The organism is Bacillus basilensis (assembly GCF_050630465.1).
Classification (GTDB): Bacteria; Bacillota; Bacilli; order Bacillales; family Bacillaceae_G; genus Bacillus_A; species Bacillus_A basilensis.
The window spans coordinates 103,892-130,786 of the sequence record NZ_JBNTQO010000013.1; the positions used below are offsets into that span (position 1 = coordinate 103,892).

A 26,895-nucleotide genomic window follows, 5' to 3' on the forward strand; every position below is an offset into this window, starting at 1 on the left:
CGTTAACTACCTTTTTATTATTATTGTTCGTTCTTTAATTTTGCATCTAGTACAAACGTACCAAATGGGATAACTGATGAAACGAATGCCCCAAGTGCCCATAAAATCGATTTACGGTGTACGATTGTTACTTGAATTACTGCGAAGATGAATAGAATAAATAAAACGCCGTGAGCCATGCCTGTAATTTTAACAGCTGTTGCAAATCCTGCGAAATATTTCAATGGCATTGCTACAAATAATAGTAATAGGAAAGAAATCCCCTCAATTAAGCCGATTGCTCTTAATCGTCCGATTGGTGTAGATAACATAAAGTATCCTCCTTTAACGTATGCTTGTTTATAGTAAATTTGTATTCTTTTTCAAAATAAAATAGTCTATTTTGTTTCATTATATACAAAAAGAAAGTTTACACTACGAGAATAGTGCAAAGTTCAAAATATAGTCACAAAAACATGAGAATTTAAATAAAAACCTATTTGAAGTGTTTGACTTCAAATAGGTTTTATGGGTGAAAATATTAAACGAGCGCTTCTCTTTTTAATACAAATTTCTCTACAACTTTTGCAACACCATCGTTCATATTTGTATCTGTTACGTAGTTTGCAATTTCTTTAATATCATCTGGTGCATTGCCCATTGCAACACCAAGACCAGCGAATTCGATCATTGCCTGGTCGTTATAGCTATCGCCCATTGCGATAACTTCTTCACGCTTAATGCCTAGCTTTTGAATTAATTGGTTTAAGCTCGTTCCTTTTGTAACACCAGCTTCAGTAAATTCTAAGAAGAATGGTTTCGAACGCATAACGCTTAATTGACCTTCTAATTGTTTTTGTAGTTTCTTTTCTACTACAACAAGGCGTTCAGCTTCTTTATTCATTAATACTTTTACTACAGGCTCTTTAACAGCAGCTTTAAAGTCATCTACTACAACAATTGGCATACCAGTAATATCGCCCTCAATTTCAGTATAAGGATTATTTTCTTCCGTTACGATATCATCACCAATGTAAGTATGAATCCATACATCTTCAGTTTTACTAATTTCAAATAGGTTGTGAACGATTTCAGGAGATAGCGTACTACTAAAGATTTCTTCGTTTGTTTTACAGTTAATAATTTTTGCACCGTTAAAAGATAGAATAAAGCTGCCGTATTCTTCTAAACGAAGTTCTTTCGCTACATTGCGCATACCGAATGTTGGACGTCCAGAAGCAAGTACTACCTTTACTCCTTGTTCTTGCGCAGTCATTAGAGCCTCTTTCGTACGAGGTGAAATGGTATGGTCGTCACGTAGTAAAGTATCATCTAAATCTAAAACAATCATTTTATAAGTCATATTGAAAATTCCCTTCTTTATTTAAATAGAAATACATGTTCATGAAGATATTAAGGAATAAATAGTAAGACATCGAACTTCTTCAGGAAGAAGTAAATAAATTATCATGAGCGTATTGCCCATGATAATTTATCGTAACAACTCTACAGGTAGAGTGCAATAATGGAAGTTTTCCAATTTACGATAGTTGTTTTTCTGTAGAACGAGAAAATAGTATTTCAAGCAGAATTGCCATGACAGATCCAAGAACGAGACCATTACTTAAAAATGATGCTAGAAATGGTGGGAGTGTAGAAAATGCTCCAGCTGGAACGAACATAACTCCGACCCCAGTAAAGATGGAAAGGCCTGCTACTTTAAATAATCGTTCTTTATTTTGTACTGTGTCGTATTCATGGAAAGCTAGACCAATCATACTTGCAAATACAGGATAGATAGCAGCATAACCAACTGCAACTGGAATTGCTGCAAAGAATGAAGTGATCTTTGGGAATATACTAACGACAATAATAAAGCTTGATCCTAACATAAATGGGAGTCGCTTATAAATATTAGTTGTTGCAATAAACCCTGCTGATCCAGAAATGGCGACAGGTCCAATAGCTGAGAATAGACCGCCTAGTAATTGATTGATTCCTGTTATAATGCCAGCTTGTTTGAAACGATCTGGTGCGGCACCTTCTTCATACTTAGAGACAATCTTTTGCACAACGCGAATACTTGCTAACATATTTGTTAGAAGTAATAGTGTAACGAACACTACCGTAATCGCCATGTTCCATTCAATGCGAGGCATTCCGAAAACAAATAGGGATGGAAAACGGATTACATCTGTCACAGGCGTTACTGGATTAGATAATCCGAAGCATGCGAATAATATCCAGCCGCAGACAATACTGAAAAGAACGGAATATTGTCCAACAATAGGTAGCTTCATAATGAAAAAGGATAGTAAAATAACAATGAGTGAAAGAATAAATACGTCGGCTTGTACTTCTGTATGTTGTCCGTCAAGGCCGAACATTCCCTTTAAGAAGGAACCGCTAAGTTGTGCGACAAGAAGAAATAAATATGTTCCAATGACTGTCGGTGTAAAATAGCGAACTAGCTTATCGATGAGTCCAAAAACACTAAGAATAATACAAATAATGCCACTTAATAGGAAGGCGTATTGAAGGACTTTAAGTGTTTCATTGCTTGATCCAAATAATACGACACCTAAACTTGCATAAAGGGAGAAAATCCCCCACCAAAGGCCTGCAGGACCTTCTTGAATAGGAAGTTTATGTCCAAATATAGCTTGCAGTAGACCAGCAAAGCCAAGAACAAATAATGTTCTTTGTACGAATGCAATAGCTTCAGCTCCATCGAGGCCATAACTAGTTGCGACGCTAATTGGTACAATAAGGCTCCCAGCTAAAATAAATAGCGCCCATTGTAAGGCGGAAAGAAATGTTTTCATTATATCAACCTCTTTCATAGATTCCGTATCTAGTATATATGTATTTCATTTCCACTGGCAAAGATTGTAGATAGAGAAAAGAGTTGAAACACGATATGAATGCACGTAAGCAATTATGGATAGCAGTTATATGTATGACCTTTGTTGTAATTCTAGGAACGTTAGGATTTATGACAATTGAAGAGATTAGTTTGTTTCAAGCATTTTGGATGACGATGATTACCGTATTAACTGTTGGATACGGAGATGCCGTTCCTTTAACACATGCAGGGAAAGTATTTGCGCTTCTTATTATACCAGTTGGCGTTGGTATCGTTACGTATGCAATTGGTGTAGTGGCAGCTATGATTATTGAAGGGAATTTATTTCATGCAGTACGGAGGAAGAAGATGGATAAACAAATAGCACAGTTACAAAATCATATTATCGTATGTGGTTGCGGTAGAGTGGGGCTTCAAGTTGTACATGAATTGCAAGAAAAGAAAATTCCATTTGTCGTCGTGGATAAAGATGAAAGTATATTGGAGAAGGAAAAACTTTTGTATGTACATGGGGACGCGACGGAAGACCAAGTGTTACATCATGCTGGAATTTCAAAGGCAGCCGGTTTAGTTGCTATCGTAGCCAATGACGCTGAAAATGTATTTATTACATTAACGGCAAGAGGATTAAATGATGCAATTAAAATTGTGGCAAGAGCGGAAAAACCAGAAACCGAAGACAAATTAAGGCGTGCCGGTGCAAATAAGGTGATTAATCCATCTAGTATGGCAGGAATTCATATTGCAAAAGGTATTGCGAATCCGCTAACAGTTCATTATATTGATACAGTACTGTATGGCGTGGATCAGTCATTTGTAATTGAAGAAATTGCAGTCGGCAAGGGCTCTATTTTAGCTAGTAAATCGTTACTAGAAAGTGATGTGAGAAATCAATTTGATGTAACAATTTTAGCGATTTTGAGAAATGGGAATGTTATACATAATCCGACGGGGCAGGAAAAATTGCAAGAACATGATATGATAATAGTATTTGGTTCAGTAGAGAAGCTGGGGCAATTTGAGAAAGAACTACAAAGTACGAGGTGATAAGGAATGCAAATATCGAGCGATAAGATTTTAAATAAAATGGCGAATGAAATTGCAAAGGCAAAAAGTAGTGAAGGACAAAAATCAAAAGATCATTTATTAGTTGTGCGTGCTTTATGTGATTTACTATTAGATGAACAGGTTGAATCTCCTACGTATAGAGAGCCGCAAATTCAATCGCAAGTAATTGGAACGCAGCCTATAACAACTGTTCAACCAGTTATGCCGGTTTCTGGAGAACCTGTGTATATAAAAGAAGAAGGCGCAAATGGTAATTCGTTATTTGATTTTTAAGAATTAAATCGTTTGGATTATATGTGAAAATTGCTTATGATAAAAATAAAAAAGGGGAATTAAAATGAAAATTTTCTTTTTACTAGGTTGTATTGCAGCGGGGCTATCTGTTGCGTTAGGGGCATTTGGAGCACACGGTTTAGAAAATAAAATTTCTGCAAAAATGTTAGAAGTTTGGAAGACAGGCGTTACATATCAAATGTTCCATGCAGGTGGGCTATTCGTAGTTGCTTTATTAATGGATAAGATTCAATCATCACTTTTAACTACTGCTGGTTGGCTTATGGTAGCTGGGATTATTATGTTCTCAGGTAGTCTATATGCGTTAAGCACAACAGGGATTAAGTTCTTTGGACCAATTACACCTCTTGGTGGTGTAGCGTTTATCGTGGCATGGATCTTAGTCGGAACTGCAGTTGTAAAAGGGTTATAAAAAAACAAAAGCTGGCATATGCCAGCTTTTGTTATGGTCTTGGAGCATAAGTTGCTTGTTGACTAGGTAAATACGTAATTTCTTCTGGGAATTCTACATAATCTAAGTAAATCATCAATAGTAAATAACGTTTCCCTGATTGTGGCTCACTAATTACAATATGATCACGACCAGCAGCTTCGATAATACCTGTATACGATTGTGTACCGAGTGAGCTACCGCGCTCATAGGTCATTACAACTGTAGCTTGTTTGCCCTTATTCAAGCGAAGAATATTTTCAATATAGGATTGTTCTAGAGGTAACATACCTTGAGAAATTGCATATTGGGCTTGAGCAGCTTGAGCAGCTTGTTGTTGCATTGCTTGCTGTTGTTGTTGCTGCCCGGCAGTCATTTGTTGCGGTTGTACATAAGTTCCAGATGGTTGATAAAAACCTGTTCCATAGTACGGATTTTGTTGCTGTGCCATTCAAAAATCCCTCCTCATTTTCATTCCTTAATATACGCTTGGACAGTCTCCGGCAGATGGCTGGAAGAAGCAGTGCTTTTTGAAGCGACCAGAGTTTTGCTGATTGTACCAAGTTGGCGGACAAGGGCCTTCAGGTCTAAAAAACCATAAGGAGAAGTTGGCAGGCCAAAAACGTTGTCCTTGAATCGTTCGCCTTGCTAATGCGATATCTTGTTCTCTTGCACGTTGATAAAAATACCCTTTTTGAGTTGCTTCAAAACCGCCAGGATTTTGATACACCATTTGACGTAAATTACGTATTTTTTTAAAATCTAAACAATTTCCGCGGACACGATTTACCCCAACATTTCCGACCATTAACATTCCTTGTTGCCCTTCTCCCTCGGCTTCAGCACGCATCAGTCTAGCTAATAACTTTACATCTTCTTCGTTATAAGCAATAACACCCATTATGTGTCACCTCTCTTTTTGGAATACCTTTTGGAAAGAGGTTTATTTCTAGATGAAGTGTGTAACGATTACTAGTTCATACGTATGAGGAAAAGGACTCAGATATGACAACCAAACGAAGTTTTACATTGAGAGAGGAAAATAAAAAAAGCTAGCGTGAGCCAGCTTTTCATCATTAAAATACTTTAGACCATAAGTTTGAGAAAAAATCTCCAACAGAGCGCATTGTTAACACAAACCAATTTGCTTTTTCAACTTCTTCTGTTGTTTTTGCAGTAACTTTCATACTTTTACTACCGTTTAAGAAACCATACTTATCAGTTGATTCTAAAGTAATGGAGCCTACTTTGGCATCTCTCTTAATGGGGGCAACTAAATGTCCATCTTTAGCAAGAGATTTATCTACTTCAGTCCCAATTTTATAAGAATCTTTGCTACCTTTTTTCGCAATTACTGTTATTTCTTTTTCCGGTGCAACAGTTACTTGATCTTCTTTCCCTTTTACTACAGAAATTGTATTGTTTTTATTCACTTTTAGCTTTTGTTTTTCGAAGTTATTAAACCCATATTCGATTAATTCGCGAGATTCTGTGAAGCGCTCGTCCATTGATTTTGTTTTAATAATAACCGAAATAAGACGTACATCACCACGTTTAGCAGTAATAGTAAATCCGTATCCGGCTGTATCAGAACTTCCTGTTTTTAAACCATCTGTTCCTTCATAAGAGAAAGCGGCACCTGGTAACATCCAGTTCCAGTTTTCCATACGAATTGGTTTCGGATGATTGTCCGGGAAGTTTCTAAATCTTTGTTTTGTATCCTCTAGCATTTCTGGATACTTTGTAATTATTGTTTTTGAAAGAATACCCATATCGCGAGCTGACATGGAATTTTCTCCATTCGGATCAGTACCCTCAGGATGTTTTCCTTTTAAGTCAGCGTTATTTAATCCAGTAGCGTTTACAAATTTATATTTCTTTAACCCTAGTTTTTTTGCATGTTCATTTGCAAGATTTAAGAAGTTTTTCTCACTTCCTGCAAGAAGTTCTGCTAAGGCAATACTAGATCCGTTTGCAGAGAAGATAACGATAGAATGATATAATTCTCTTACAGTATATTGGCGTCCCTTTTCAAACGGAACGTTAGAGAATTCATTATTACGTGAAACTTCATAAGCGTAATCAGAAATGTTTACCTTTGTATCCCAAGTGATTTTTCCTTCTTTAATTGCTTCTAATACAGCATAAACAACAATTAATTTTGACATACTAGCGATAGCTAGTAATTCATCTGGATTTTGTTCATGCAGTATTTTTCCTGTATCTGCATCAAACAGAAGTGCAGCAGCAGCCTCTATATGTATTTTTTCTTCCGCATGGGATGTTGTTACTCCTAAGGAAGAAATTGACAATAGAAGCGCTAGTAAAATAGACAAGATTTTCTTCATATAGTTTATCACCTTCGCATCGTTATTAGCATGTAGCTCGTACCATTTTAGCATAAATTTGGATATGAAAAGGTTACAATTTTACTAGGAATTTGAAAAGAATTTGTTGATTTTTGTTCAAATTTGCAGAGAAAAGAAGTTTTTTGAAGAGAAGTATAGAAGATAATAAAAAAAGGAACGAATTTCGTTCCTTTTTTACGATTTACCCCGCTATTTGCCGGGCAGTAAGATTCCTACCTCGAAATTCAGCGAAAACAAAGGAGTTAGGAGGGGTATCAATTGCCCGTAAAAGCCCGATTGGTGAGGGCTGATTAAAGTTTCACTTTATATGTGTAAAAATTTCTCTACCTTTTCGTCTGGTAAAATGTTTCCAACGAAAAATGTTCCGAATTCACCATAACGAGCACTTACTTCATCGAAGCGCATTTCATATATAAGTTTTTTAAATTGAAGAACATCGTCAGCGAATAATGTTACGCCCCACTCGAAATCGTCGAATCCGACTGATCCTGAAATAACTTGTCGTACTTTACCTGCGTACTGACGACCGATTTTACTATGACTGTACATCATTTTTTTACGTTCTTCCATAGGAAGCATGTACCAGTTGTCATCACCTTGGCGACGCTTGTCCATTGGATAGAAGCAAATGTGATTTGCTTTTGGTAGGTCTGGATATAAGCGAGCTAAGATTTGTGGGTTTTGGTATGGATCTTCATCAGCTGGAAGATAGTTACTTAGTTCAACAACAGATACGTAAGAGTATGCAGGAACCATATATTCAGCTAATGTTGTTTTATTCAATTCTGTCTCAATTTCATTTAACTCTTCCATTGTTGGACGTAAAATCATAAGCATAATATCAGCTTTTTGGCCAACAACTGTATACATTGCATGACTGCCTTTTTTCGCAGTAGCTACTTCGTTCCATTTTTCAACGACATTTAAAAATTCAGACACAGCTTGTCCGCGTTCGTCGCTAGATAATGTTTTCCATGCAGCCCAATCAATAGAACGTAAATCATGTAAACAATACCAGCCATCTAACGTTGTTGTTGCTTCACTCATTCTATTCACCTCAGTTAATGATAGTTTTACACGTTAACTATAGCATATATAGTTTTAAAATCATCTATATAAAACCTTGGCACATAAAATTGTCACATTTTAATTTACTTGAAAATAGGAGAAGATAAGGCTTAAAGGGGGCTTTATTTCTATGCTGAATTTTATGAAAATATAATCATTTTTATTTTATCTATTTTTTGGGAGCTATAAGTTTAAAATATAGAGGAAAAGCAGTATTCTTAAAGATAGAGTTTTTTTAACATATGTAGGAGGGTTTATTCGTGAGCAACTTATTTACAACAGTAAAAGAAAAAGTTCAAGGAAAAGGCATTTCTATCGTACTTCCTGAAGGAACTGATGAAAGAATTTTAGGCGCTGCAGAGCGTTTAGCAAAAGAAGAGTTAGTAAAACCAATTTTAGTTGGTAATAAAGAAGAAATTAGCGCAAAAGCTGCTAGCATGAATTTAACATTAGCAGGCGTTGATATTTATGACCCAGCTACATACGAAGAAATGGATGCAATGGTAGCATCTTTCGTTGAACGCCGTAAAGGTAAAGCAACTGAAGAAGACGCTCGCAAAATCCTTAAAGACGAAAACTACTTCGGTACAATGCTTGTATACATGGGCAAAGCACACGGTTTAGTAAGTGGTGCAGCTCACTCTACAGCTGATACAGTTCGTCCAGCACTTCAAATCATTAAAACAAAACCAGGCGTTACAAAAACTTCTGGCGTATTCATCATGGTACGTGAAGAAGAGAAATATGTATTCGCTGATTGCGCAATTAACATTGCACCAAACAGCCAAGATTTAGCTGAAATTGGTATCGAGAGTGCGAAAACTGCTGAATTATTCGGTATTGACCCACGCGTTGCTATGTTAAGCTTCTCTACAAAAGGTTCTGCGAAATCTCCAGAAACAGAAAAAGTTGTAGAAGCAACTCGCATTGCAAAAGAAATGGCTCCAGAATTAACTTTAGATGGAGAATTCCAATTCGATGCTGCATTCGTACCATCTGTAGCTGAGAAAAAAGCTCCAGGTTCTACAATTAAAGGTGATGCTAACGTATTCGTATTCCCAAGCTTAGAAGCTGGTAATATCGGTTACAAAATCGCTCAACGTTTAGGTAACTTCGAAGCAGTAGGACCAATCTTACAAGGTTTAAACATGCCTGTAAATGACCTATCTCGTGGATGTAACGAAGAAGAAGTGTACAAGTTAGCTTTAATTACAGCAGCTCAAGCACTTTAATTCTATAATGAATTGAAATAAAGACCGTCGCTATAATAGCGACGGTCTTTATTTTTCTAAGCCAAGTGCTTTATTGTTACGATCAATAATACGTTGTAAATTCGTCTCATATAAAGGAACTTCATCTACTGTTAATTGAGATGGTGTTAACTTTGGAGCGAATTGCTGCAGTGTTTTTAAAAGGCGCATCATTAAATCTTGCACTGTAATGGTTTCGCCAAGTAATTCTGAAAGTGAAGCCATCGTACTCGGTACAATTTCAGGATACGTAAAGCGTGTTTCTTCTCCTTGGATTGCTAGGTTGTAGAAATCACGAACGAGTGTGGCACGCTCAGAGCCACTTCCTGTAGCACAAAGATAAATTTGGACAGCGACACCGCCGCGAATACGTCGCTGTGAAATGCCAGCGAATTTTTGATCGCGAATACTTAAGTCATAGCTACCAGGACAGTAAGAACCTACAATTTCTTTTGCCTCGATTGTAACATCATAGTCGTGTAACATCTCCTGAATTAAGTGCCACATCGTATCGTATCCAAGATCAATATCAATACCTTTTTCCGTCTCTTGGAATAAAAGTGATACGTTTAGAACACCTTCATCAAGTACGACTGCAAGTCCACCGGAATTACGAACGATAACATTGAAGTTGTTTTCCTTTAAAAAGGAAATACCTTCTTCTAAGTGTGGTAGGCGTGAATCTTGAATGCCAAGAACAATTGTATTGTGATGAACCCAAGAACGCATTGTTGCAGCTGATTGACCATTTCCGATACTAGTACATAATGTGTCATCCATTGCGAATGACTGCAATGCATGGAATGTTGGTCCTAAACTAGACTGATCTACAATACGCCACTCTGGCTGCGATAAAATGGAACGGGAATTGCTCATATAACTAACCCCTTATCTTTAAAATGACAATCTCTATTATAGCAAAAAATGAAGAATGGAGTTTTCTCATATATAAAGGGAAAGTTTAGGTGTGAAAGAATAAAAAGGATGCATTACATGCATCCTTTTTATTCTGCAATTTTTTCTAAATTACCGTTTCGATCCATTCGGAAAGATGTTTGAGAACGTTCTTCGTCATCCATGACTGCCAACTTACGAGCTCGGTTCATAATGTTCATAAGTGTTTCGTAATCTTCTTGTACAGTATGAGATTGCTTTTCTAATTTTTCTAGTTTCTTTTCTAGTTCTTCATTTCGAAGGATTTGTGCTTTAATTTCTTGTTTCAATCTCGTATTCTCGTTTTCGAGAGCTGTTACTTTTATATTTGAGGATCCAACTGTTTGTAAGAAATAAATAACATCTTGCATTGTCATAGAGCTTTTTGCAACAGGAACGGTAGATTCTTGATATGGAATAGCTTCTTTATATTGTACAATTGATTCCTCTTGTACGAATTCTTCATAATCAGTTATCGAATCTGAAGCTGGTGGTGTATAAAGTAAACGTTTTTTCGCTTGTTCCCCGCTTGCAGCACGCATTTTATCTTTACGATGTTTTTTTGCTAGTTGAAGAGCTTGTTCATAGCTATAGCGAACAACAGCATTCCAACGGAAACCACAGGCAGCCGATGTACGATTTAATTGATCTCCTACTTCTTCAAATGCATTTAATTGAGTACTTCCTTCTCGAACGTGACGAAGTACAGTTTCAGCAAGTAATAAATCATCCTCATCCGTCCAAGCATCTTGTCTTACTTTCATAGATTCAACTCCCTTTCTTTTTATGAACTTCCTATTTTTATAATGGGCAAAAAAATGAGCTTTTATACAAAGCTTTTAAAAATATGGTAGATTTCGATGAAAGGTATAAATTTTGCCAAGAATGACGGAAGTCTCTGTAGTAGAACATATAAATATGTAGCATTATATGAAGAAAGAGCGTCGCAAGGAAACTTGCAACGAGCTTCAAAGAGCGGTAAAATACCATTTAGTGTTTATTTTTAAATGTACTTGAGAAAAGTTTAAAATAGAGGAAGTGTTATATAATGGGAAACGAATTTCGTGTGTGTGATGATTGTCAGGCAACGAACGTTAAAACGTTGATTCCGAAGTTAAAAAAAGTAGATTCATGTGCAACGATTGAAGTTGGATGTCAGTCTTACTGTGGTCCTGGTCGTAAAAAATCATTCGCATTTGTAAATAATCGTCCAGTTGCGGCTCCAACAGAAGATGAATTAATTACAAAGATTGAAGTGAAGTTAAATAAGTAAGAAAAAGAAGAGTGAACAGATTACTCTTCTTTTTTTATGTCCATAAGAGGAATGATTTATTCTACAAAAGTTTAATTGAGTTTCAATGAAGGATAGGCGATATCCGTTTATATAAATTTTGATCTATATAAATTTATATTTCAAAATAATGGTTGACAGCCTTTTAAAGCGATAGGTAGAATAGAAAGTGTGATTCTGATAATCATTATCATGAAAAGGTCAATTCGCCTAATTTTTTTATTACTATTTGAGAATAAATTTCATTTCATTAAATATATGTTGTTGGTTAGGATGGTTGAGGGATGGAAGCGAGCGCAAGGAGTATAGAACAGCAAGATGTGAATGTTAAAGAGATTAAGAGCAGACCGCTCATTGCTTCTATTATTTTAGTAGTAGGTACGGTTTTGTTAGCTTTAAGCATGGCAGTCTCTATTTCATTTGGTGCTGCTGATATTAGTTTAAAGACTGTATGGCAAGCTGTGTTTCAGTTTGATGGGTCGTTGACGCATCATAACGTAATTCAAGAACTTCGCATGCCTAGAGCAATAGGGGGCGTAGTTGCAGGTGCTTTTTTAGCGGTATCAGGAGCAATTATGCAAGGTATGACGCGAAATCCACTTGCTTCTCCATCGTTAATGGGGATTACAGATGGGGCTGTGTTTGGAATTGCAATTATGTATGCATTCTTCCCTAATTCACCTTATTTAATGTTCGTTATCGCATCTTTTATTGGTGCTGCATTTGGAGCGAGCATTGTATATGGAATTGGGTCTTCTTCACCAGGTGGATTAACACCTGTGAAATTAGCTTTAGCAGGTGCAGCGATTAGTGCTTTATTAGGGGCCATTTCATCTGGAATTGCACTGTATTTCAACCTTGCCCAAGAGGTGAGTATGTGGAATGCAGGCGGGGTTGCTGGAGTGAAATGGGAAAGTATTAATATGTTAGTGCCGATTGGGCTTGTTTGTCTCTTTATTGCAATTATGATGTCGAGGTATATTACAATTTTAAGCTTCGGTGAAGAAATTGCGATTGGACTTGGTCAAAATACGACATTAATTAAATTTATCGGAACAGTACTTGTTCTTGTGTTAACAGGTTCTGCAGTTTCTATGGCAGGATCGGTTGGATTTGTTGGACTTGTAATCCCACATATGACTCGTTTCCTTGTAGGCTCAGACTATAGATGGGTTATTCCATGTTCTGCGGTTTTGGGTGGGCTGTTAATTGAATGTGCAGATATGTTATCTCGCGTTATTAATCCGCCGTTTGAAACGCCAATTGGAGCAATTACAGCGCTAATTGGAGTTCCATTCTTCCTCTACTTAGCACGTAACGAAGGGAGAGGGAAAATGTGAGGACAAGTGTCTTAACAAAAAAGAACGTTTCTGTTTTAACAATTTTAGTAGGATTAATCGTTACTGTATTTTTAGTGAGTTTAAATACAGGGACATTTAAAATACCACCAATGGACGTATTAAAGTCATTGGTTGGACTCGGGGCTGAAGATCAGTCTGTTATTTTATTTGAATTTCGTATGCCACGTATGGTTATTGCTATATTAGTTGGATCGGCTTTAGCTATGTCAGGTGCGATTTTGCAAGGGTTATCACGAAATCCACTTGCTGATCCAGGTATTATCGGTATTAATGCTGGAGCGGGATTAACAGTTGTTATATTTGTCTACTTTTTCTTCGGGAAAGTTGGGACTGGTACATTTTTATCTGTATTTATCCTTCCATTCTTCGCGTTAGTTGGAGCGATATTAGCAGCGGTTATTATTTATTTACTAGCATGGAAGGACGGCGTTTCATCTACTCGATTGATACTTGTTGGTATCGCCGTTGCAGCCGGATTTGGTGCTGTTAGTTTAATTTTTTCTATGAAGATGACATCTAACGATTTCCGTTTTGCTACGATTTGGTTAGCAGGAAGTCTGTGGGGCACAGATTGGAAGTTCGTGCTAAGTGTACTTCCATGGATGGTTATTTTCTTGCCACTTGCTATTAGTAAGGCGCACATATTAAATGTAATGAACCTAGGCGACTCTACAGCAGTTGGTCTTGGTTTAAACGTAGAAAAAGAAAGACGTAAATTATTATTTATTGCAGTTTGTTTAGCAGGTGCATCTGTCGCTGTTGCCGGAGGAATTGGTTTTATCGGTTTAATGGCTCCACATTTAGCAAGGCGTCTTGTTGGTGGTAAACATCAAATTATGCTGCCTACAGCTGCACTAATAGGAACGTTTTTACTTTTATTCGCAGACGTAATTTCAAGAAGTGTGTTACCAACTTCAGAAATACCGGTCGGTCTTGTTATTTCTGTAATTGGTGCACCGTATTTCATATACTTACTTATGAGGACAAAATAAAGGGAGGCTTTTTGTATGGCAACTTTAGCAGTTGATGCGGTATCTGTTGGCTATAATGAAGGGTTAATTATTGATGGATTAACAGTTGAAATTCCGGAAGGGAAAATTACAACAATTATTGGACCAAATGGTTGTGGGAAGTCCACATTATTAAAAACGGCTTCTCGTATTTTGAAAGCAAAAAAAGGTACTGTTTATCTTGACGGAAAAGCAATTGAGAAACAGCCAACGAAAGAAATCGCAAAGAAAATGGCGATTTTACCACAGACTGCAGAAGTGCCAACTGGCCTTACTGTGTTTGAACTCGTTTCATATGGACGCTTTCCTCATCAAAAAGGATTTGGAACGTTGAAAGAAGAGGATTATCGCTACATTCATTGGGCACTTGAAGTGACGGGAATGACAGAATTCGCAAATCGTCCAGCAGAGGCGTTATCAGGTGGGCAACGTCAACGCGTATGGATTGCGATGGCTCTTGCACAAGGGACAGAATTACTCGTACTAGATGAACCGACAACGTACTTAGATATGGCCCATCAATTAGAGGTATTAAACTTATTGAAAAAGTTAAATGAAGAAGAAGGTAGAACGATTGTTATGGTTATCCATGACTTAAACCATGCTTCTCGTTTCTCAGATCATATGATCGCATTAAAAGCAGGTAAGTTAATGAAACAAGGAACACCAGATGAAGTTATGACGAGTGAAACACTTCGTAACGTATTTGAGATTGAAGCTCAAATCGTTCCATGTCCAGTAAACTGTAAACCGATTTGTTTAACATATGATTTAGCGATGATTAGTAATCAATTGCGTAAAAAAGCATAAGTAGAATTCCCCTCGTAAAGAGGGGGGCTTCTAATGGACGTTCAGCTTCTTATTAGTAAATAGGAAGTTGAACACCCGTTAGAACGGGGCATAAACAACAATTAATAAAAATATATTGATTAATTGTTAACCTTGTTTCTTATAGTTCACTGTAACTTATAAGAGAAATACAGCTAGAAGGAGTGGGAACATGAAGAATTTTAAAATGGCGTTATTAGCAATGGTACTAGTCGTTACTTCTGTACTATTTGCAGCTTGTTCTAACAAAGAAGAGAAGAAAGCAGATGCGAAGGATGCGAAGACTGAAGAGCGCACTGTACAACACGCAAAAGGGGAAATTAAAATCCCTGCAAATCCAAAGAAAATTGCTGACCTTAGTGGTTCAACAGAAGAATTATTAATCTTTGGTATGAAACCAATTATTACTGCTAATACATCTCAAGAAAAAATTGATGCACATATTGAAAAGAAATTAAAAGACGTAAAACCAGTTGGTTCTGCTTGGGGCGATAAAATTAATATCGAAGCAGTAGCTGCTGCAAAACCAGATTTAATTCTTGTAAACAATCGTCAAGAAAAGATTTATGATCAATTATCTAAAATTGCACCAACAGTTATGTTAAAAACTCCATTAGACCAATGGCGTCCAAAATTCGAAGAAGTAGGTCAAATCTTCGGTAAAGAGAAAGAAACAAAAGAATGGTTCAAACAGTATGACGAAAAAGCAAGCAAAATACATGACAAAATCGTTGCGAAAACTGGCGATGCTAAATTCATGAAAATGGCTGCATATCCGAATGCTTTCCGTGTATACGGTGACTACGGTTACGGTAGCGTAATCTTTAATGATTTAAAATTACCAGCAGTTAAAGGTACACCAACTGATAAACCGTTAGTACAAGTACAAAAAGAAGCTTTAATCGATTACAACCCAGATTACTTATTCGTATTTACGACTGGTGACGGTTCTCAGCGTCTAAAAGAATTCCAAGAAGAATCAATTTGGAAAAATATGAACGCTGTTAAAAATAACCACGTGTTTACAATTAAAAACGAAGACTTAAATAAAGGTTACTTCCCACTAGGTAAAGAAATGATCTTAGATGAAGTTTCTGAGTTCGTTTTAGGGAAATAATATATAATAAAAAATCACTTTTACTCTGGTAAAAGTGATTTTTTCTTTTTATAAAGGCAATTAATATAGTCTTTCATTTCTTTCTGTTTCCTATTTCGTTTATAATATATAGTAAGAATGCAGTAAAGAAAGGGGGATGTCGGAAAGTGGTATATTTAAACGACAAACTCAGCGAAACAAAAGTGTTTAAAGACCCGGTACATAAATATGTGCACGTACGCGATCGTGTTATTTGGGATTTAATCGGGACGAAAGAGTTTCAACGCTTGCGCCGTATTAAGCAGCTTGGAACGACATTTTTTACATTTCACGGTGCAGAGCATAGTCGCTTTACTCATTCGTTAGGTGTATATGAAATTATTCGTCGTATGATTGATGATGTGTTTGATGGCAGACCGAACTGGAATGCTGAAGATAGATTGTTATGTTTATGTGCGGCATTACTTCATGATGTCGGTCATGGCCCATTTTCTCATTCGTTTGAAAAAGTATTTTCATTAGATCATGAGAAATTTACGCAAAAGATTATCGTTGGAGATACGGAAATTAATCGCATATTAAATCGTGTGGATAAAGACTTTCCGCAAAAGGTAGCCGATGTAATCGCAAAAACATCTACTAATAAATTAGCGATTAGTATGATCTCCAGTCAAATTGATGCAGATCGTATGGACTATTTATTAAGAGATGCGTATTTCACTGGCGTAAAGTATGGAAACTTTGATATGGAACGTATACTGCGTGTCATGCGTCCGTACGGGAATCAGGTAGTCATTAAAAATAGTGGCATGCATGCTGTTGAGCATTATATTATGAGCCGTTATCAAATGTATTGGCAAGTATATTTCCACCCAGTAACGCGCAGTGCCGAAGTTATTTTAACGAAGATTTTACATCGTGCGAAATCATTGCATGAGAAGTATTATACATTTAAAAATCACCCTGTTCATTTCTATTCTTTATTTGAAGAAGAAGTAACAGTAGAGGATTATTTAAAGCTAGACGAGAACGTTATGTATTACTACTTCCAAGTATGGCAAGACGAAGAGGATCCAATTTTAAGTGACTTATGCCGCCGTTTTATGAACAGAGATCTGTTTAAATACGTAGAGTTTACAGATAAGCATGGTTTAGATAATTGGATGGAATTAAGTAGCTTATTTAAAAAGATTGGACTCGATCCAGAGTATTATTTAGTAGTTGATTCAACATCAGACCTACCATATGACTTTTATCGTGCTGGAGAAGAAGAAGAGCGTTTACCAATCTTACTTCTTATGCCTAATGGAGATCTTAGAGAGCTTTCACGTGAATCGGATATTGTTGAGGCGATTACTGGTAAGAAGAGAACAGATCAAAAATTATTCTATCCGCATGATTTAATCTATGAAGATGGAAGAAAAGGAAAATATAAAGAGAGAATTATTGAGTTGTTAGAAGGAAAGAAATAAGAAGCAGCTAATGGCTGCTTCTTATGAAAGAACTTGAAATTATTTGTCGCTTAAGCGTTTTCCGCCAACTGCATAATGGTTTTTAGACATTTCTTCGATGAAAACAACGATGTTTTCTTCAGGAGCACCAGTTGTTTCGCTTACTGCTGCTGTTACTTTCTCAGCAAGAGCTTTCTTTTGTTCCTCTGTGCGTCCTTCTAACATTTTCACTGTTACGTATGGCATATATAATCGCTCCTTTTATGTAAGTTACACTCTTATTATAGCGGATTATGGGGAAGAACAATCGGAAAAACAAATATTTTCTTTTTTGACATATTGAAGAGGAGATGAATCATGGATCAGTTATTTAGATATCCATTACAAGAAATCCCATTAGTGGCGATGGCGATTATTATTGCATTATCAGTGCATGAATTTGCGCATGCATATGTTGCATATAAATTTGGAGACGATACAGCGAAAAAACAAGGGCGTTTAACGTTATCACCGATGGCTCACTTAGACCCTATCGGGATGATTGCTGTATTAATTATTGGGTTCGGTTGGGCAAGACCAGTACCTGTTAACCCGTACAACTTTAAAAGACCGCGTCTTGCAGGAATATTAGTTTCTATTGCAGGACCGATTAGTAATTTAATTTTAAGTGCAATTGGTTTGATTATTTGGTATAGCTTAATAACATTTGGTGTGCTAGATGCCATTCCACCTGCAGTAGGAAAGACGTTAAGTCAATTCTTCCAGATTTTCATTGGGCTTAATATTGTTTTACTTGTATTTAACTTATTACCGATTCCACCGCTGGATGGGTATCGCGTTGTGGAAGATTTAGCACCAGCAAATATTCGTGCGAAAATGACACAGTATGAAAAGTATGGAGCAATTGCGTTATTAATTCTTGTTATTACACCGCTTAGCAATTACACAATTCAGCCTATTTTCAATGTTGTTATTCCGTATGTATTTGTATTTTTAGACAGTATCATTGCGCCTATTTTTGGGCTTTTATAATTAGTAAGCGAGGAGGAAGTTACATATGACAGAGAAAAAGAAAAAAATCGGTTTTAATATCGTAAAAAATGATTCAACAGATGGACATGGTGGATTTGGAGTTGGAGCATTAAGCCTAGAAAATATTTCACCTGTATTTGTCGATGTACTAGAGAAAACAGCATTCGTTGATATCGGAGCGATGCATGCGCGTAGTACAGTAGAAAAAGGGATTAAGTTTTTAACAAATAAAGATGAAGTTCCAAACGGTAAACCATTTTGGCTTGTTTGGGTAACGATTGAAAGAACGGCAACAGGTGCTTATTATGCGGGGGTAACAGCTTGTGAAATGACAGTTGACCGTGAAATTCGCCGTGGATATAAATCACTTCCAGAGCACGTAAACAAAATGGATAAATCAATGAAGCGTCACATTATGGTTGACCATATGGATGAATCATCTAAAAAAGTACTTGGTACGTTCTTGAAAGAACATAATGAAGCAATTTGGAACGAGTCTAGTGAAGAATTGCGTCGTGCATTATTAAGTGAATAAAAAATAGCTGACGGATGCCCGTCAGCTATTTTTTTACCAAGGAAGGTATTTTTTCCACCAGCTTGCTTTTGTCTTTTCTCCACTGTTTTTTTCAAATTCCTCTTTATCATCAACATGATCCATACAATATTCAGTCGGCTCTGTACCTTTTGCAAAATACATTTTCACTGAAATTGGACAATTTTTTGTAGCAATCTTACCGTTTTCAGGGTTAATATTCAACGCTACGACATCACTTGGCGGTTTGAACTCTTTTTTAGGCTGTCCATCTAATCCTTTTTCCATCGTATCGGTCCATATTTTTTTCGCATATCCTTGTTCTGCTACGTTTGAAATCGATTTAGGTTGGTCGTATCCGACCCACACACCAGTTACAAGTTGAGGGGTAAACCCAATCATCCAACTATCTGTTTCTGTAGAACCAGACTTTCCGGCATATGTTCTTGATAGCTTTGATAACATCGATTGGCCAGTTACAGCGGCATAACTACTTAGGTTTTTATTAAACATACCTGTCATCATTTCTTCCATGACAAACGTTTTGCTTTTATCGAGAACTTGTTTACTCTCCAGATGAGCATCGTATAATATGTTTCCTTCATGGTCCATAATGCGGCGAATAAAAATTGGTTTTACTTCTTTTCCACCGTTTGCGAACATGCTATAAGCATTCGCCATTTCAATTGGCTTTACAGGAGATGTGCCAAGAGCAAGAGACGGAACATCTTTTAATGCACTCGTAATTCCGAATTGTTTCGCTGTTTTTGTAAGGATATCTTCACCTAAAAACAAATTTGTTTTCACAGCATATATGTTATCGGAGACTGCGAGAGCTTGTGCCATCGTTACGAAATCATCTGCATAATAATCTTTATAGTTTTTTGGTTTATACTTTGAAACACCATCACCTAAAGTAAATACCGTGTATTCGCTTTTTAAGCGCGTAGCAGGGGTGAATCCTCGTTCTAGTGCCGCATAGTATAGAAATGGCTTAAATGTAGAACCAGGCTGACGAACGGCTTGTGTAGCCCTGTTAAATTGACTCTTATTATAATCGGTTCCTCCCACAAGGGCAGCTACTTCACCTGTTTTTGGATTCATAGAGACGAGAGCAGTTTGTATGTTTGTTGTTTCAGGTATGTGATCTTTTACAGCTTGCTCTGCAACCGATTGTAATTTAGGGTCTAGTGTTGTATAAATACGCAGGCCACCCTTTTGTAAGGCTTGTTCATCTAATCCGATATCACGAAGAAGAGAAGCTTGTACAGCATCTTGGAAATAAGGTGCAATCTCTGCGACTTTTTTTGTATCCAATGAGGCAAAAGTTAATGGCTCTTTCTTTGCTGAAGTTGCTTGTTTCTTCGTAATATAACCTTGTTCTACCATTTCATCTAATATGAGAGATTGTCGTCCTTTCGCACGATCCTCTTTTAAAAAGGGAGAGTAGACACTAGGTCCTTTTGGGATTCCTGCGAGCATACTAGCCTCCGCTAATGTTAGTTCTTTTGCTGTTTTATCGAAATATAGACGAGACGCAGCTTCGATTCCATAAGCACCATGCCCGTAATAAATTGTATTTAAATATCCTTGTAAAATATGATTTTTATTATAGTTTACTTCAAGGCGGATTGTGTACATTGCTTCTAATAGTTTACGTTTCCACGTTTTATCATGATCTAAATACAGATTACGTGCGTATTGTTGTGTAATCGTACTAGCACCTTGGACTTTTGCCATCGCTTTTAAATCAGCAACAATGGCACCAGCAATACGCTTCATATCAAAGCCATGATGTTTGTAGAATCGTTGATCTTCGATAGATAGTGTCGCCTCTTTTACATAAGGAGAGATTTCATTGAGAGATACATTGTAGCGTTTTTGCATTTCATTACTTTGTCCTATAACAGTGTCATCATTAGCATAAAAGACACTTGTTTGCGGGACAGCAACAGGAGGAGGTCCCATAATTTTTGCAACTATAATAATAACAAAAAAGGAAAAAACGAAAAAAAGAACAGAAGAAAACATTACGGTGAAGAAAAGACGTTTATATTTTTTAAGTTTCGGATTCATAGTTTGATCCATCTTTTTCAGCCCCTCATTCATACAAACATTATTGTATTAGTATTGAGGGTTTTCGGTTATTTTAAACAATGAAATTTGGAAAACAAAAAGCTCCTTCAATTAAGAAAGGAGCTCAAAGGCGCGTGCTGGCCAATCAGTAATAATGACATCTACGCCATAATCAATCATAGTTTGTAAATCTTTGTATTCGTTAATTGTATACGGACGGAAAACGTATCCTTGTTTTTGTGCTAGTTGAACAAATTCTTTTGTTAGTAGTTGAAAGTTTGGATGTAAACCAGTTGCTTCTCTAGTTTTTGCTTCAGCGATAGGATCAGCAAGTGGTGTATCATATAAAATCGCTCTTGGGATTTCAGGAGCAATCTCTGCTAATAATGAAACAGATTCGTGGTTAAATGAGGAGAATACAATTTGATTCGATAGATGATATTCTCGAACAAGAGCCACAACTTTTTCTTCGATAATTGGATAGTGAATCACGTCTGTTTTTAATTCAATATTGAGTTGTAAGCTTGTTGTAGATAGCCAAATAAATACTTCTCGTAACGTTGGGATTTTTGCTTCCTGGAAAGAAGGGTCTTTATGGCTACCAGCATCTAAAGCTTGTAACTCCTCCACCGTTTTTTCGGAAACAAGTCCTATGCCATTTGTTGTACGATCGACTGTTTCGTCGTGAATTACGACAAGTTCACCATCTTTTGATAGGTGGACATCAAGCTCAATTCCATGAGCGCCAATGCGTTCAGCTTCTTGGAAGGCAATCATCGTATTTTCGGGATGTGTTCCTTTTACGCCGCGGTGAGCGAAAATAAGTGGTTTACTCATGTGAAATTCTCCTTATCATCTCTTTTCTTCCATTATGAAACTGCTTTAGAAAAAATACAATTTAATATGATAAACATTTACAAAAGTCTAATAGTTGCACAAAAGTTAACGTTAACGTAAAATGTAATAATCAAGTGAAGGGAGGAATAAACATGTATAAGATTGATGAAGTCACAAAGCAAGTTGGTTTAACAAAACGTACACTTCGTTATTATGAGGAAATTGGTTTAATTCATCCCCCTGAACGTAGTGAGGGGAACATTCGCCTGTATACAGATGAGGATATCGCAAGGATTAAAAGGATTGTGGAAGCGAAAGAAGTACTAGGAATTACGCTACAAGAAATGCAGCATTTCTTATCGTTAAAAGAAAGAATGGAACAGAGAAGAAATAGCGAGAATCCTCGTGACCGTGAAGTGATTCAAGAAATTAAAGAGATGCTTGAAAAACAAGTGCAAACGTTAGACGAGAAAATGGAGCAAATGCATCGTGTAAAGGCAGAACTTGAGGATAGCTTACATCGTGCAGTGACATTTTTAGAGAATACAAAAGGAGAGTAATCAAAATGGAGAGCAAACGAAAACTAGGGAGATTGATTACAGTGGTGGCTACCTTCCTTGCCTTTTCGGGTATAGGGGTAGTCGACCCAATTTTGCCGATTATTGCTGAAAAAATTGGTGCAACGCATTGGCAAGTAGAGATGTTATTTACGGCGTATATTTTAACGATGGCAATTATGATGTTACCAGCTGGGATATTTGCATCAAGATTTGGTGATAAACGAATGATGACAATTGGCCTTGCGATCGTAACTGTATTTGCGTTTATATGTGGTATATCGCAAACGATTGCTCAATTATCTCTTTTCCGCGCTGGATGGGGATTAGGAAATGCTATGTTCTTCGCAACGGCGATGACATTATTGATTGCATTAAGTAAAGAAGTTCATGAAGCAGTAGGATTGTATGAAGCAGCTATCGGTTTAGGAATGGCAGGCGGGCCTTTATTAGGCGGTATATTAGGTGGACATTCTTGGCGTTATCCGTTTTTCGCAACGAGTATTTTAATTTTCTTAGCATTTATTTTAGTTTTCTTTTTTGTGAAAGAACCGGAGCGAAAAGTGAAACGTAAAGCGGCAGGTGTAGGGGAATTATTTAACCTGGTGAAGTATAAACCGTTTATGCAAGGTGCGATTTCAGGGATGTTATACTACTACGGATTTTTCGTTGTGTTAGCATATTCACCACTTATTATGCATTTATCTGCTATTCAATTAGGATTTGTATTTTGTGGATGGGGATTAGCGTTAGCCTACGGTTCTGCAATTTTAGCGCATAAGCTAGAAGGTAAATATGAGCCAAAAGCATTATTGAAAGGTAGTTTACTCGTATTTGCGATTTTCTTAATTGCACTATTCTTTGTGAAAATTATGTGGTTACAAATTGTATTAATTGTTCTATCAGGATTAGCATCAGGATTAAATAATGCATTATTTACAAGTTATGTAATGGATATTTCACCTTATGAAAGATCTGTTACATCAGGTGTTTATAACTTTGTTCGTTGGTTAGGAGGCGCAATTGCTCCGATTTTATCAGGAGTTATCGGTCATACTGTTTCACCACAAAGTCCATTTTTAGTAGGTGGAATTGTGGTGTTAATTGGTTGTATTATGATCCTAATTCCAATTCGTAAACCAGTAGAAGTAGAGACAAAAGCCCTTTCTTAAGAAAGGGTTTTCTTTATATATATATGTTAGAACCCTCTGACTAAAATATATTTTCGGTATTTTTATACTTTTAGCTATACATTTTGGATGTTTTGTTTTATTTTTGTTAGGGGACATTAATGATGTCCCTATTATAAATTTGCATTGAAAGGCGTGATTGTACGATGGAACTATGGTTCACTGAAAAACAAACAAAACATTTTGGGATTACGGCGCGTATTAACCGCACATTACATACGGAGCAAACAGAATTCCAAAAACTTGATATGGTTGAAACGGAAGAGTTCGGAAACATGCTTATTTTAGATGGCATGGTTATGACAACAGAAAAAGATGAGTTCGTTTATCATGAAATGGTAGCGCACGTACCTTTATTTACACATCCAAACCCTGAAAACGTATTAGTTGTAGGTGGCGGCGATGGCGGTGTTATTCGTGAAGTGTTAAAGCACCCAAGCGTAAAGAAAGCAACTCTTGTTGAAATCGATGGAAAAGTAATTGAGTACTCTAAACAATACTTACCATCAATTGCAGGTGCATTAGATAATGAGCGTGTAGAAGTAAAAGTAGGAGATGGTTTCCTACACATCGCAGAAAGCGAAAATGAATATGACGTAATTATGGTAGATTCTACTGAGCCAGTAGGCCCAGCGGTAAATCTATTTACAAAAGGCTTCTACGCTGGAATTTCAAAAGCGTTAAAAGAAGACGGTATTTTCGTTGCACAAACGGACAACCCTTGGTTCACACCAGAACTAATTACAACTGTGTTTAAAGACGTAAAAGAGATCTTCCCAATTACTCGTTTATACACAGCGAACATTCCAACTTACCCAAGTGGTCTTTGGACATTCACAATTGGATCTAAAAAACATGATCCATTAGAAGTAAGTGAAGAGCGTTTCCACGAAATCGAAACGAAATACTACACAAAAGAATTACACAATGCAGCATTCGCATTACCGAAATTTGTTGGCGATCTAATTAAGTAAAAGAATCGTATGGAACAAATAAAGTGTAAGTAGCTCATTTAAGGTGTTTGTCCAAAAGACTTGAACATGCTAGCTATTTACACTTCTGTAAAGAAAGTCGTCTTCTTATTGTAAAAAAGAAGACACCGGTAAATCGAGAAAGAGGAGCAGCTCGCTCCAAATTTGAGAAATAATGAAAGGTTGGGATACCTTAAGTTCCACATAAGGAGGAAAAGAATATGCGTTTTGATGAAGCTTATTCAGGTAAAGTATTTATTAAAAGTCATCCAAGTTTTGAAGAGTCAAAGGTAGTTATTTACGGGATGCCTATGGATTGGACAGTAAGTTACCGTCCAGGATCTCGCTTTGGCCCTGCACGTATTCGTGAAGTATCAATCGGTCTTGAAGAATATAGCCCATATTTAGATCGTGAACTAGAAGAGGTAAAATATTTTGATGCGGGTGATATCCCATTACCATTCGGAAACGCACAACGCAGCATAGATATGATTGAAGAGTATGTATCAGAACTTTTAGATGCCGATAAGTTTCCACTAGGTCTCGGCGGTGAGCACTTAGTGTCTTGGCCAATTTTTAAGGCAATGGCAAAAAAATATCCGGATTTAGCAATCATCCACATGGATGCTCATACTGATTTACGTGAATCGTATGAAGGGGAGCCTTTATCTCACTCTACACCAATTCGTAAAGTGTGCGATTTAATTGGTCCGGAAAACGTATATTCTTTCGGTATTCGTTCTGGAATGAAGGAAGAATTCGAATGGGCAAAAGAAGTAGGTATGAACTTATATAAATTTGACGTATTAGAACCGTTAAAAGAAGTATTACCGAAACTTGCAGGACGCCCAGTCTATGTCACAATTGACATTGACGTATTAGACCCAGCTCATGCTCCTGGAACAGGAACATTAGAAGCTGGAGGTATCACATCTAAAGAATTATTAGATTCCATCGTGGCAATTGCAAATTCAAATATAAATGTAGTTGGAGCAGACTTAGTAGAAGTAGCTCCGGTCTACGACCATAGTGATCAAACACCAGTCGCAGCAAGCAAATTCGTGCGGGAAATGCTGCTCGGTTGGGTGAAATAAAAGTGAAGCCGACTGTTTAGACCCGGTGACTAAAGTTCTTTCCTGCAAAAGGTGCTTTTTACCTCGAGGGAAGAAGTGAAGCCACTGATCATTCTAGCCGCTGTAGCTGGATAAAATAAGAGCCTCCTATATGATTAGGGGCTCTTATTTTGTCGTTATGTGTCGGTAAGTCGATATATTAAAAAAATTGCTGATATAATTTCACTGGCTATCACACAACACAAAAAAGAGTTATCCTCAAACGATGAGAATAACTCTTTTTCTTATGCTACTTTCTCTTCCGAAGTAATGCCACGAATTTCATCAGCAGAACGAATTGGATATTTACGGAACAAGATTGATCCGATGTATCCAACAATCGTGGTAACGATTCCACATAATACAGCAGCAATCGTTACTTTTACAACGTCATTAAATCCGAATAAGACAAGAAGTCCTGGGATTGGTGATGCTGTTCCTGGTGCATTATTAACGAGTTGGAACAGAGATGTAATAATACCAGCAAGTGCACCGCCAACAAAGTTTGTAGCATAGATTGGGATTGGATTTGCTGAAACAACATCGGCTTGTGTTAAAGGCTCGATTGCTACAGCGATTGTGTCTTTCTTTGAACAAATTTTTAATCGTTTAAAGAAAATAAAGTTCATTGGAGCTGAGGCTGCTACGGCAAGACTACCAATTGCCATTGGTAAACCTGTTAATCCAAGCATGGCAGTTAGTGCCATAGAACTCAGTGGAGAGGTAGAAATAACTGTGATTAATCCACCAAGCATAATGCCCATAATGATAGGACTTTCTGTAGTTGCAACTGAAATCATAGAGCCGATTTTACCGAGCGTTGCGTTCACGAGCGGATCCATAAGCATTGCCATTCCGCGTGAGATTGGTGCAGCAATAAATAAAATTGCTAAAAACTCTACACCAGCTGGTAATTTCTTTTCGAGAAATTTCACGACGAAAGCACAAACGTATCCAGCGAAAAATCCTGGTAAAATACCGAATCCACTAGTAGCGATACCGATTAAAACAGCATATACAGGTGAAACACCGATTGCTAGTGCGACTAAAATTGCCGCTGCGACACCACTCATACTACCAGAAGCTTCTCCTACTGATTGTAGAAAGTCATTATGAAACATTTCTCCACCGATATAACGGTGAAATGCTTCAATAAGAAAACTTGCGATTGCTGCATTAGCTAAAGCACCCATTGCTTTCATTCCGTAAGGAGCACGGTAACTAAAAAGTGTAAATAGACAAAGTACAACAAGTAATAGTGCTAAACCTTGCAAGATAGCCATTTGAAAACTGT

Annotated in this window: 29 protein-coding genes; 16 read left to right on the top strand and 13 right to left on the bottom strand. The window is 37.0% G+C overall.

The window, feature by feature from the left end; genetic code table 11:
- Nucleotides 1-20: 20 nt before the first annotated feature.
- From ACQVV1_RS21320 to ACQVV1_RS21330, 3 genes are all read right to left on the bottom strand, one after another.
- Nucleotides 21-311 carry a DUF3817 domain-containing protein gene (locus ACQVV1_RS21320; RefSeq protein WP_002191320.1) on the bottom strand — a complete coding sequence of 97 codons (291 nt, stop codon included), beginning with the start codon at nucleotides 309-311 and terminating at the stop codon, nucleotides 21-23.
- A 209-nt stretch (nucleotides 312-520) separates the two neighbouring features.
- A complete protein-coding gene (locus ACQVV1_RS21325; protein ID WP_063223932.1) occupies nucleotides 521-1,342 on the bottom strand; it encodes a Cof-type HAD-IIB family hydrolase in 822 nt (273 codons plus the stop codon).
- 178 nt (nucleotides 1,343-1,520) lie between these two features.
- A complete protein-coding gene (locus ACQVV1_RS21330; protein ID WP_431169474.1) occupies nucleotides 1,521-2,804 on the bottom strand; it encodes a purine/pyrimidine permease in 1,284 nt (427 codons plus the stop codon).
- 95 nt (nucleotides 2,805-2,899) lie between these two features.
- Between ACQVV1_RS21330 and ACQVV1_RS21335 the strand changes: the two genes are divergently transcribed.
- The 3 genes from ACQVV1_RS21335 (at nucleotide 2,900) to ACQVV1_RS21345 (ending at nucleotide 4,619) form a co-directional block, all read left to right on the top strand.
- A complete protein-coding gene (locus tag ACQVV1_RS21335; protein WP_242254313.1) occupies nucleotides 2,900-3,892 on the top strand; it encodes a potassium channel family protein in 993 nt (330 codons plus the stop codon).
- Nucleotides 3,893-3,898: 6 nt separating this feature from the next.
- Nucleotides 3,899-4,186 (top strand): YwdI family protein, encoded by a 288-nt coding sequence (locus tag ACQVV1_RS21340; protein WP_063223929.1) that lies wholly within the window; start codon nucleotides 3,899-3,901, stop codon nucleotides 4,184-4,186.
- A gap of 64 nt (nucleotides 4,187-4,250) precedes the next feature.
- Nucleotides 4,251-4,619 carry a DUF423 domain-containing protein gene (locus ACQVV1_RS21345; RefSeq protein ID WP_000688311.1) on the top strand — a complete coding sequence of 123 codons (369 nt, stop codon included), beginning with the start codon at nucleotides 4,251-4,253 and terminating at the stop codon, nucleotides 4,617-4,619.
- A 31-nt stretch (nucleotides 4,620-4,650) separates the two neighbouring features.
- Here ACQVV1_RS21345 and gerQ read toward each other — a convergent pair whose 3' ends face one another.
- The 4 genes from gerQ to hemQ all read right to left on the bottom strand — a co-directional run bounded on the left by gerQ (nucleotide 4,651) and on the right by hemQ (nucleotide 8,053).
- Nucleotides 4,651-5,088 (bottom strand): spore coat protein GerQ, encoded by a 438-nt coding sequence (gerQ, locus tag ACQVV1_RS21350; protein WP_000068638.1) that lies wholly within the window; start codon nucleotides 5,086-5,088, stop codon nucleotides 4,651-4,653.
- Between the two features lie 27 nt (nucleotides 5,089-5,115).
- The gene (cwlJ, locus tag ACQVV1_RS21355) at nucleotides 5,116-5,538 is read right to left on the bottom strand and encodes a cell wall hydrolase CwlJ (RefSeq protein ID WP_063223928.1); all 423 of its coding nucleotides are present in this window, start codon (nucleotides 5,536-5,538) and stop codon (nucleotides 5,116-5,118) included.
- Between the two features lie 175 nt (nucleotides 5,539-5,713).
- Complete coding sequence (locus ACQVV1_RS21360) at nucleotides 5,714-6,985, bottom strand: serine hydrolase (RefSeq protein WP_242254135.1); 1,272 nt, start codon at nucleotides 6,983-6,985, stop codon at nucleotides 5,714-5,716.
- Nucleotides 6,986-7,309: 324 nt separating this feature from the next.
- Nucleotides 7,310-8,053, bottom strand: coding sequence for a hydrogen peroxide-dependent heme synthase (gene hemQ / locus ACQVV1_RS21365; protein ID WP_060633003.1), 744 nt, complete (start codon nucleotides 8,051-8,053; stop codon nucleotides 7,310-7,312).
- Nucleotides 8,054-8,334: 281 nt separating this feature from the next.
- Between hemQ and pta the strand changes: the two genes are divergently transcribed.
- Nucleotides 8,335-9,306, top strand: coding sequence for a phosphate acetyltransferase (pta, locus tag ACQVV1_RS21370; RefSeq protein ID WP_000067215.1), 972 nt, complete (start codon nucleotides 8,335-8,337; stop codon nucleotides 9,304-9,306).
- 48 nt (nucleotides 9,307-9,354) lie between these two features.
- Here pta and lipL read toward each other — a convergent pair whose 3' ends face one another.
- Together lipL and ACQVV1_RS21380 are read right to left on the bottom strand one after the other, a co-directional pair.
- A complete protein-coding gene (gene lipL, locus ACQVV1_RS21375; protein ID WP_242254137.1) occupies nucleotides 9,355-10,200 on the bottom strand; it encodes an octanoyl-[GcvH]:protein N-octanoyltransferase in 846 nt (281 codons plus the stop codon).
- Between the two features lie 128 nt (nucleotides 10,201-10,328).
- Nucleotides 10,329-11,021: an RsfA family transcriptional regulator gene (locus ACQVV1_RS21380; RefSeq protein WP_000868355.1), complete on the bottom strand. Its 693-nt coding sequence runs from the start codon at nucleotides 11,019-11,021 to the stop codon at nucleotides 10,329-10,331.
- A gap of 284 nt (nucleotides 11,022-11,305) precedes the next feature.
- Between ACQVV1_RS21380 and ACQVV1_RS21385 the strand changes: the two genes are divergently transcribed.
- The 6 genes from ACQVV1_RS21385 (at nucleotide 11,306) to ACQVV1_RS21410 (ending at nucleotide 17,315) form a co-directional block, all read left to right on the top strand.
- The gene (locus ACQVV1_RS21385) at nucleotides 11,306-11,530 is read left to right on the top strand and encodes a YuzB family protein (protein ID WP_000526076.1); all 225 of its coding nucleotides are present in this window, start codon (nucleotides 11,306-11,308) and stop codon (nucleotides 11,528-11,530) included.
- Nucleotides 11,531-11,832: 302 nt separating this feature from the next.
- The gene (locus tag ACQVV1_RS21390) at nucleotides 11,833-12,888 is read left to right on the top strand and encodes a FecCD family ABC transporter permease (protein ID WP_063223925.1); all 1,056 of its coding nucleotides are present in this window, start codon (nucleotides 11,833-11,835) and stop codon (nucleotides 12,886-12,888) included.
- A complete protein-coding gene (locus tag ACQVV1_RS21395) occupies nucleotides 12,885-13,901 on the top strand; it encodes a FecCD family ABC transporter permease (protein WP_098556240.1) in 1,017 nt (338 codons plus the stop codon). The genes ACQVV1_RS21390 and ACQVV1_RS21395 overlap by 4 nt, the downstream gene beginning before the upstream one ends.
- Before the next feature lie 15 nt (nucleotides 13,902-13,916).
- Nucleotides 13,917-14,729, top strand: coding sequence for an ABC transporter ATP-binding protein (locus tag ACQVV1_RS21400; RefSeq protein WP_000212060.1), 813 nt, complete (start codon nucleotides 13,917-13,919; stop codon nucleotides 14,727-14,729).
- 190 nt (nucleotides 14,730-14,919) lie between these two features.
- The gene (locus tag ACQVV1_RS21405) at nucleotides 14,920-15,864 is read left to right on the top strand and encodes an ABC transporter substrate-binding protein (RefSeq protein WP_063223923.1); all 945 of its coding nucleotides are present in this window, start codon (nucleotides 14,920-14,922) and stop codon (nucleotides 15,862-15,864) included.
- Nucleotides 15,865-16,010: 146 nt separating this feature from the next.
- Nucleotides 16,011-17,315, top strand: coding sequence for an HD domain-containing protein (locus ACQVV1_RS21410; RefSeq protein WP_242254147.1), 1,305 nt, complete (start codon nucleotides 16,011-16,013; stop codon nucleotides 17,313-17,315).
- 39 nt (nucleotides 17,316-17,354) lie between these two features.
- Here ACQVV1_RS21410 and thmT read toward each other — a convergent pair whose 3' ends face one another.
- Nucleotides 17,355-17,540, bottom strand: coding sequence for a 2-hydroxymuconate tautomerase (thmT, locus tag ACQVV1_RS21415; RefSeq protein ID WP_001147171.1), 186 nt, complete (start codon nucleotides 17,538-17,540; stop codon nucleotides 17,355-17,357).
- A gap of 111 nt (nucleotides 17,541-17,651) precedes the next feature.
- Here thmT and ACQVV1_RS21420 point away from each other — a divergent pair, with 111 nt between their 5' ends.
- Nucleotides 17,652-18,326, top strand: a complete 675-nt coding sequence (locus ACQVV1_RS21420; protein ID WP_063223921.1) for a site-2 protease family protein — start codon at nucleotides 17,652-17,654, stop codon at nucleotides 18,324-18,326.
- Nucleotides 18,327-18,351: 25 nt separating this feature from the next.
- Nucleotides 18,352-18,861, top strand: a complete 510-nt coding sequence (locus ACQVV1_RS21425; protein WP_000136683.1) for a YwhD family protein — start codon at nucleotides 18,352-18,354, stop codon at nucleotides 18,859-18,861.
- Nucleotides 18,862-18,894: 33 nt separating this feature from the next.
- Here ACQVV1_RS21425 and ACQVV1_RS21430 read toward each other — a convergent pair whose 3' ends face one another.
- Both ACQVV1_RS21430 and ACQVV1_RS21435 read right to left on the bottom strand, forming a co-directional pair.
- Nucleotides 18,895-20,946, bottom strand: coding sequence for a transglycosylase domain-containing protein (locus ACQVV1_RS21430; RefSeq protein ID WP_431169475.1), 2,052 nt, complete (start codon nucleotides 20,944-20,946; stop codon nucleotides 18,895-18,897).
- A 99-nt stretch (nucleotides 20,947-21,045) separates the two neighbouring features.
- Nucleotides 21,046-21,771 (bottom strand): glycerophosphodiester phosphodiesterase, encoded by a 726-nt coding sequence (locus tag ACQVV1_RS21435; protein ID WP_242254153.1) that lies wholly within the window; start codon nucleotides 21,769-21,771, stop codon nucleotides 21,046-21,048.
- A 152-nt stretch (nucleotides 21,772-21,923) separates the two neighbouring features.
- On the opposite strand from ACQVV1_RS21435, the gene ACQVV1_RS21440 reads away from it, so the two are divergent.
- The 4 genes from ACQVV1_RS21440 (at nucleotide 21,924) to speB (ending at nucleotide 25,583) form a co-directional block, all read left to right on the top strand.
- Nucleotides 21,924-22,331, top strand: a complete 408-nt coding sequence (locus ACQVV1_RS21440; protein ID WP_242254155.1) for a MerR family transcriptional regulator — start codon at nucleotides 21,924-21,926, stop codon at nucleotides 22,329-22,331.
- 5 nt (nucleotides 22,332-22,336) lie between these two features.
- Nucleotides 22,337-23,500 carry an MFS transporter gene (locus ACQVV1_RS21445; RefSeq protein ID WP_242254157.1) on the top strand — a complete coding sequence of 388 codons (1,164 nt, stop codon included), beginning with the start codon at nucleotides 22,337-22,339 and terminating at the stop codon, nucleotides 23,498-23,500.
- A 164-nt stretch (nucleotides 23,501-23,664) separates the two neighbouring features.
- Nucleotides 23,665-24,492, top strand: coding sequence for a polyamine aminopropyltransferase (speE, locus tag ACQVV1_RS21450; RefSeq protein ID WP_000424696.1), 828 nt, complete (start codon nucleotides 23,665-23,667; stop codon nucleotides 24,490-24,492).
- Between the two features lie 218 nt (nucleotides 24,493-24,710).
- A complete protein-coding gene (gene speB, locus ACQVV1_RS21455) occupies nucleotides 24,711-25,583 on the top strand; it encodes an agmatinase (RefSeq protein WP_063223915.1) in 873 nt (290 codons plus the stop codon).
- Between the two features lie 263 nt (nucleotides 25,584-25,846).
- Here the strand turns inward: speB and ACQVV1_RS21460 are convergent, their stop codons facing one another.
- Nucleotides 25,847-26,884 (bottom strand): PTS sugar transporter subunit IIC, encoded by a 1,038-nt coding sequence (locus ACQVV1_RS21460; protein ID WP_063223914.1) that lies wholly within the window; start codon nucleotides 26,882-26,884, stop codon nucleotides 25,847-25,849.
- Nucleotides 26,885-26,895 lie beyond the last annotated feature (11 nt).

Bases quoted from the DNA above. Each gene is read 5' to 3' on its own strand.
- ACQVV1_RS21405 (WP_063223923.1), top strand. From the start codon at position 14,920: ATGAAGAATTTTAAAATGGCGTTATTAGCAATGGTACTAGTCGTTACT.
- ACQVV1_RS21425 (WP_000136683.1), top strand. From the start codon at position 18,352: ATGACAGAGAAAAAGAAAAAAATCGGTTTTAATATCGTAAAAAATGAT.
- ACQVV1_RS21420 (WP_063223921.1), top strand. From the start codon at position 17,652: ATGGATCAGTTATTTAGATATCCATTACAAGAAATCCCATTAGTGGCG.
- ACQVV1_RS21445 (WP_242254157.1), top strand. From the start codon at position 22,337: ATGGAGAGCAAACGAAAACTAGGGAGATTGATTACAGTGGTGGCTACC.
- ACQVV1_RS21460 (WP_063223914.1), bottom strand. From the start codon at position 26,884: ATGGCTATCTTGCAAGGTTTAGCACTATTACTTGTTGTACTTTGTCTA.
- ACQVV1_RS21330 (WP_431169474.1), bottom strand. From the start codon at position 2,804: ATGAAAACATTTCTTTCCGCCTTACAATGGGCGCTATTTATTTTAGCT.
- ACQVV1_RS21335 (WP_242254313.1), top strand. From the start codon at position 2,900: ATGAATGCACGTAAGCAATTATGGATAGCAGTTATATGTATGACCTTT.
- ACQVV1_RS21385 (WP_000526076.1), top strand. From the start codon at position 11,306: ATGGGAAACGAATTTCGTGTGTGTGATGATTGTCAGGCAACGAACGTT.
- speE (WP_000424696.1), top strand. From the start codon at position 23,665: ATGGAACTATGGTTCACTGAAAAACAAACAAAACATTTTGGGATTACG.
- ACQVV1_RS21430 (WP_431169475.1), bottom strand. From the start codon at position 20,946: ATGGATCAAACTATGAATCCGAAACTTAAAAAATATAAACGTCTTTTC.
- ACQVV1_RS21390 (WP_063223925.1), top strand. From the start codon at position 11,833: ATGGAAGCGAGCGCAAGGAGTATAGAACAGCAAGATGTGAATGTTAAA.
- ACQVV1_RS21435 (WP_242254153.1), bottom strand. From the start codon at position 21,771: ATGAGTAAACCACTTATTTTCGCTCACCGCGGCGTAAAAGGAACACAT.
- hemQ (WP_060633003.1), bottom strand. From the start codon at position 8,053: ATGAGTGAAGCAACAACAACGTTAGATGGCTGGTATTGTTTACATGAT.
- ACQVV1_RS21380 (WP_000868355.1), bottom strand. From the start codon at position 11,021: ATGAAAGTAAGACAAGATGCTTGGACGGATGAGGATGATTTATTACTT.
- ACQVV1_RS21320 (WP_002191320.1), bottom strand. From the start codon at position 311: ATGTTATCTACACCAATCGGACGATTAAGAGCAATCGGCTTAATTGAG.
- ACQVV1_RS21360 (WP_242254135.1), bottom strand. From the start codon at position 6,985: ATGAAGAAAATCTTGTCTATTTTACTAGCGCTTCTATTGTCAATTTCT.
- ACQVV1_RS21325 (WP_063223932.1), bottom strand. From the start codon at position 1,342: ATGACTTATAAAATGATTGTTTTAGATTTAGATGATACTTTACTACGT.
- ACQVV1_RS21400 (WP_000212060.1), top strand. From the start codon at position 13,917: ATGGCAACTTTAGCAGTTGATGCGGTATCTGTTGGCTATAATGAAGGG.
- thmT (WP_001147171.1), bottom strand. From the start codon at position 17,540: ATGCCATACGTAACAGTGAAAATGTTAGAAGGACGCACAGAGGAACAA.
- ACQVV1_RS21440 (WP_242254155.1), top strand. From the start codon at position 21,924: ATGTATAAGATTGATGAAGTCACAAAGCAAGTTGGTTTAACAAAACGT.
- cwlJ (WP_063223928.1), bottom strand. From the start codon at position 5,538: ATGGGTGTTATTGCTTATAACGAAGAAGATGTAAAGTTATTAGCTAGA.
- speB (WP_063223915.1), top strand. From the start codon at position 24,711: ATGCGTTTTGATGAAGCTTATTCAGGTAAAGTATTTATTAAAAGTCAT.
- gerQ (WP_000068638.1), bottom strand. From the start codon at position 5,088: ATGGCACAGCAACAAAATCCGTACTATGGAACAGGTTTTTATCAACCA.
- ACQVV1_RS21345 (WP_000688311.1), top strand. From the start codon at position 4,251: ATGAAAATTTTCTTTTTACTAGGTTGTATTGCAGCGGGGCTATCTGTT.
- ACQVV1_RS21340 (WP_063223929.1), top strand. From the start codon at position 3,899: ATGCAAATATCGAGCGATAAGATTTTAAATAAAATGGCGAATGAAATT.
- lipL (WP_242254137.1), bottom strand. From the start codon at position 10,200: ATGAGCAATTCCCGTTCCATTTTATCGCAGCCAGAGTGGCGTATTGTA.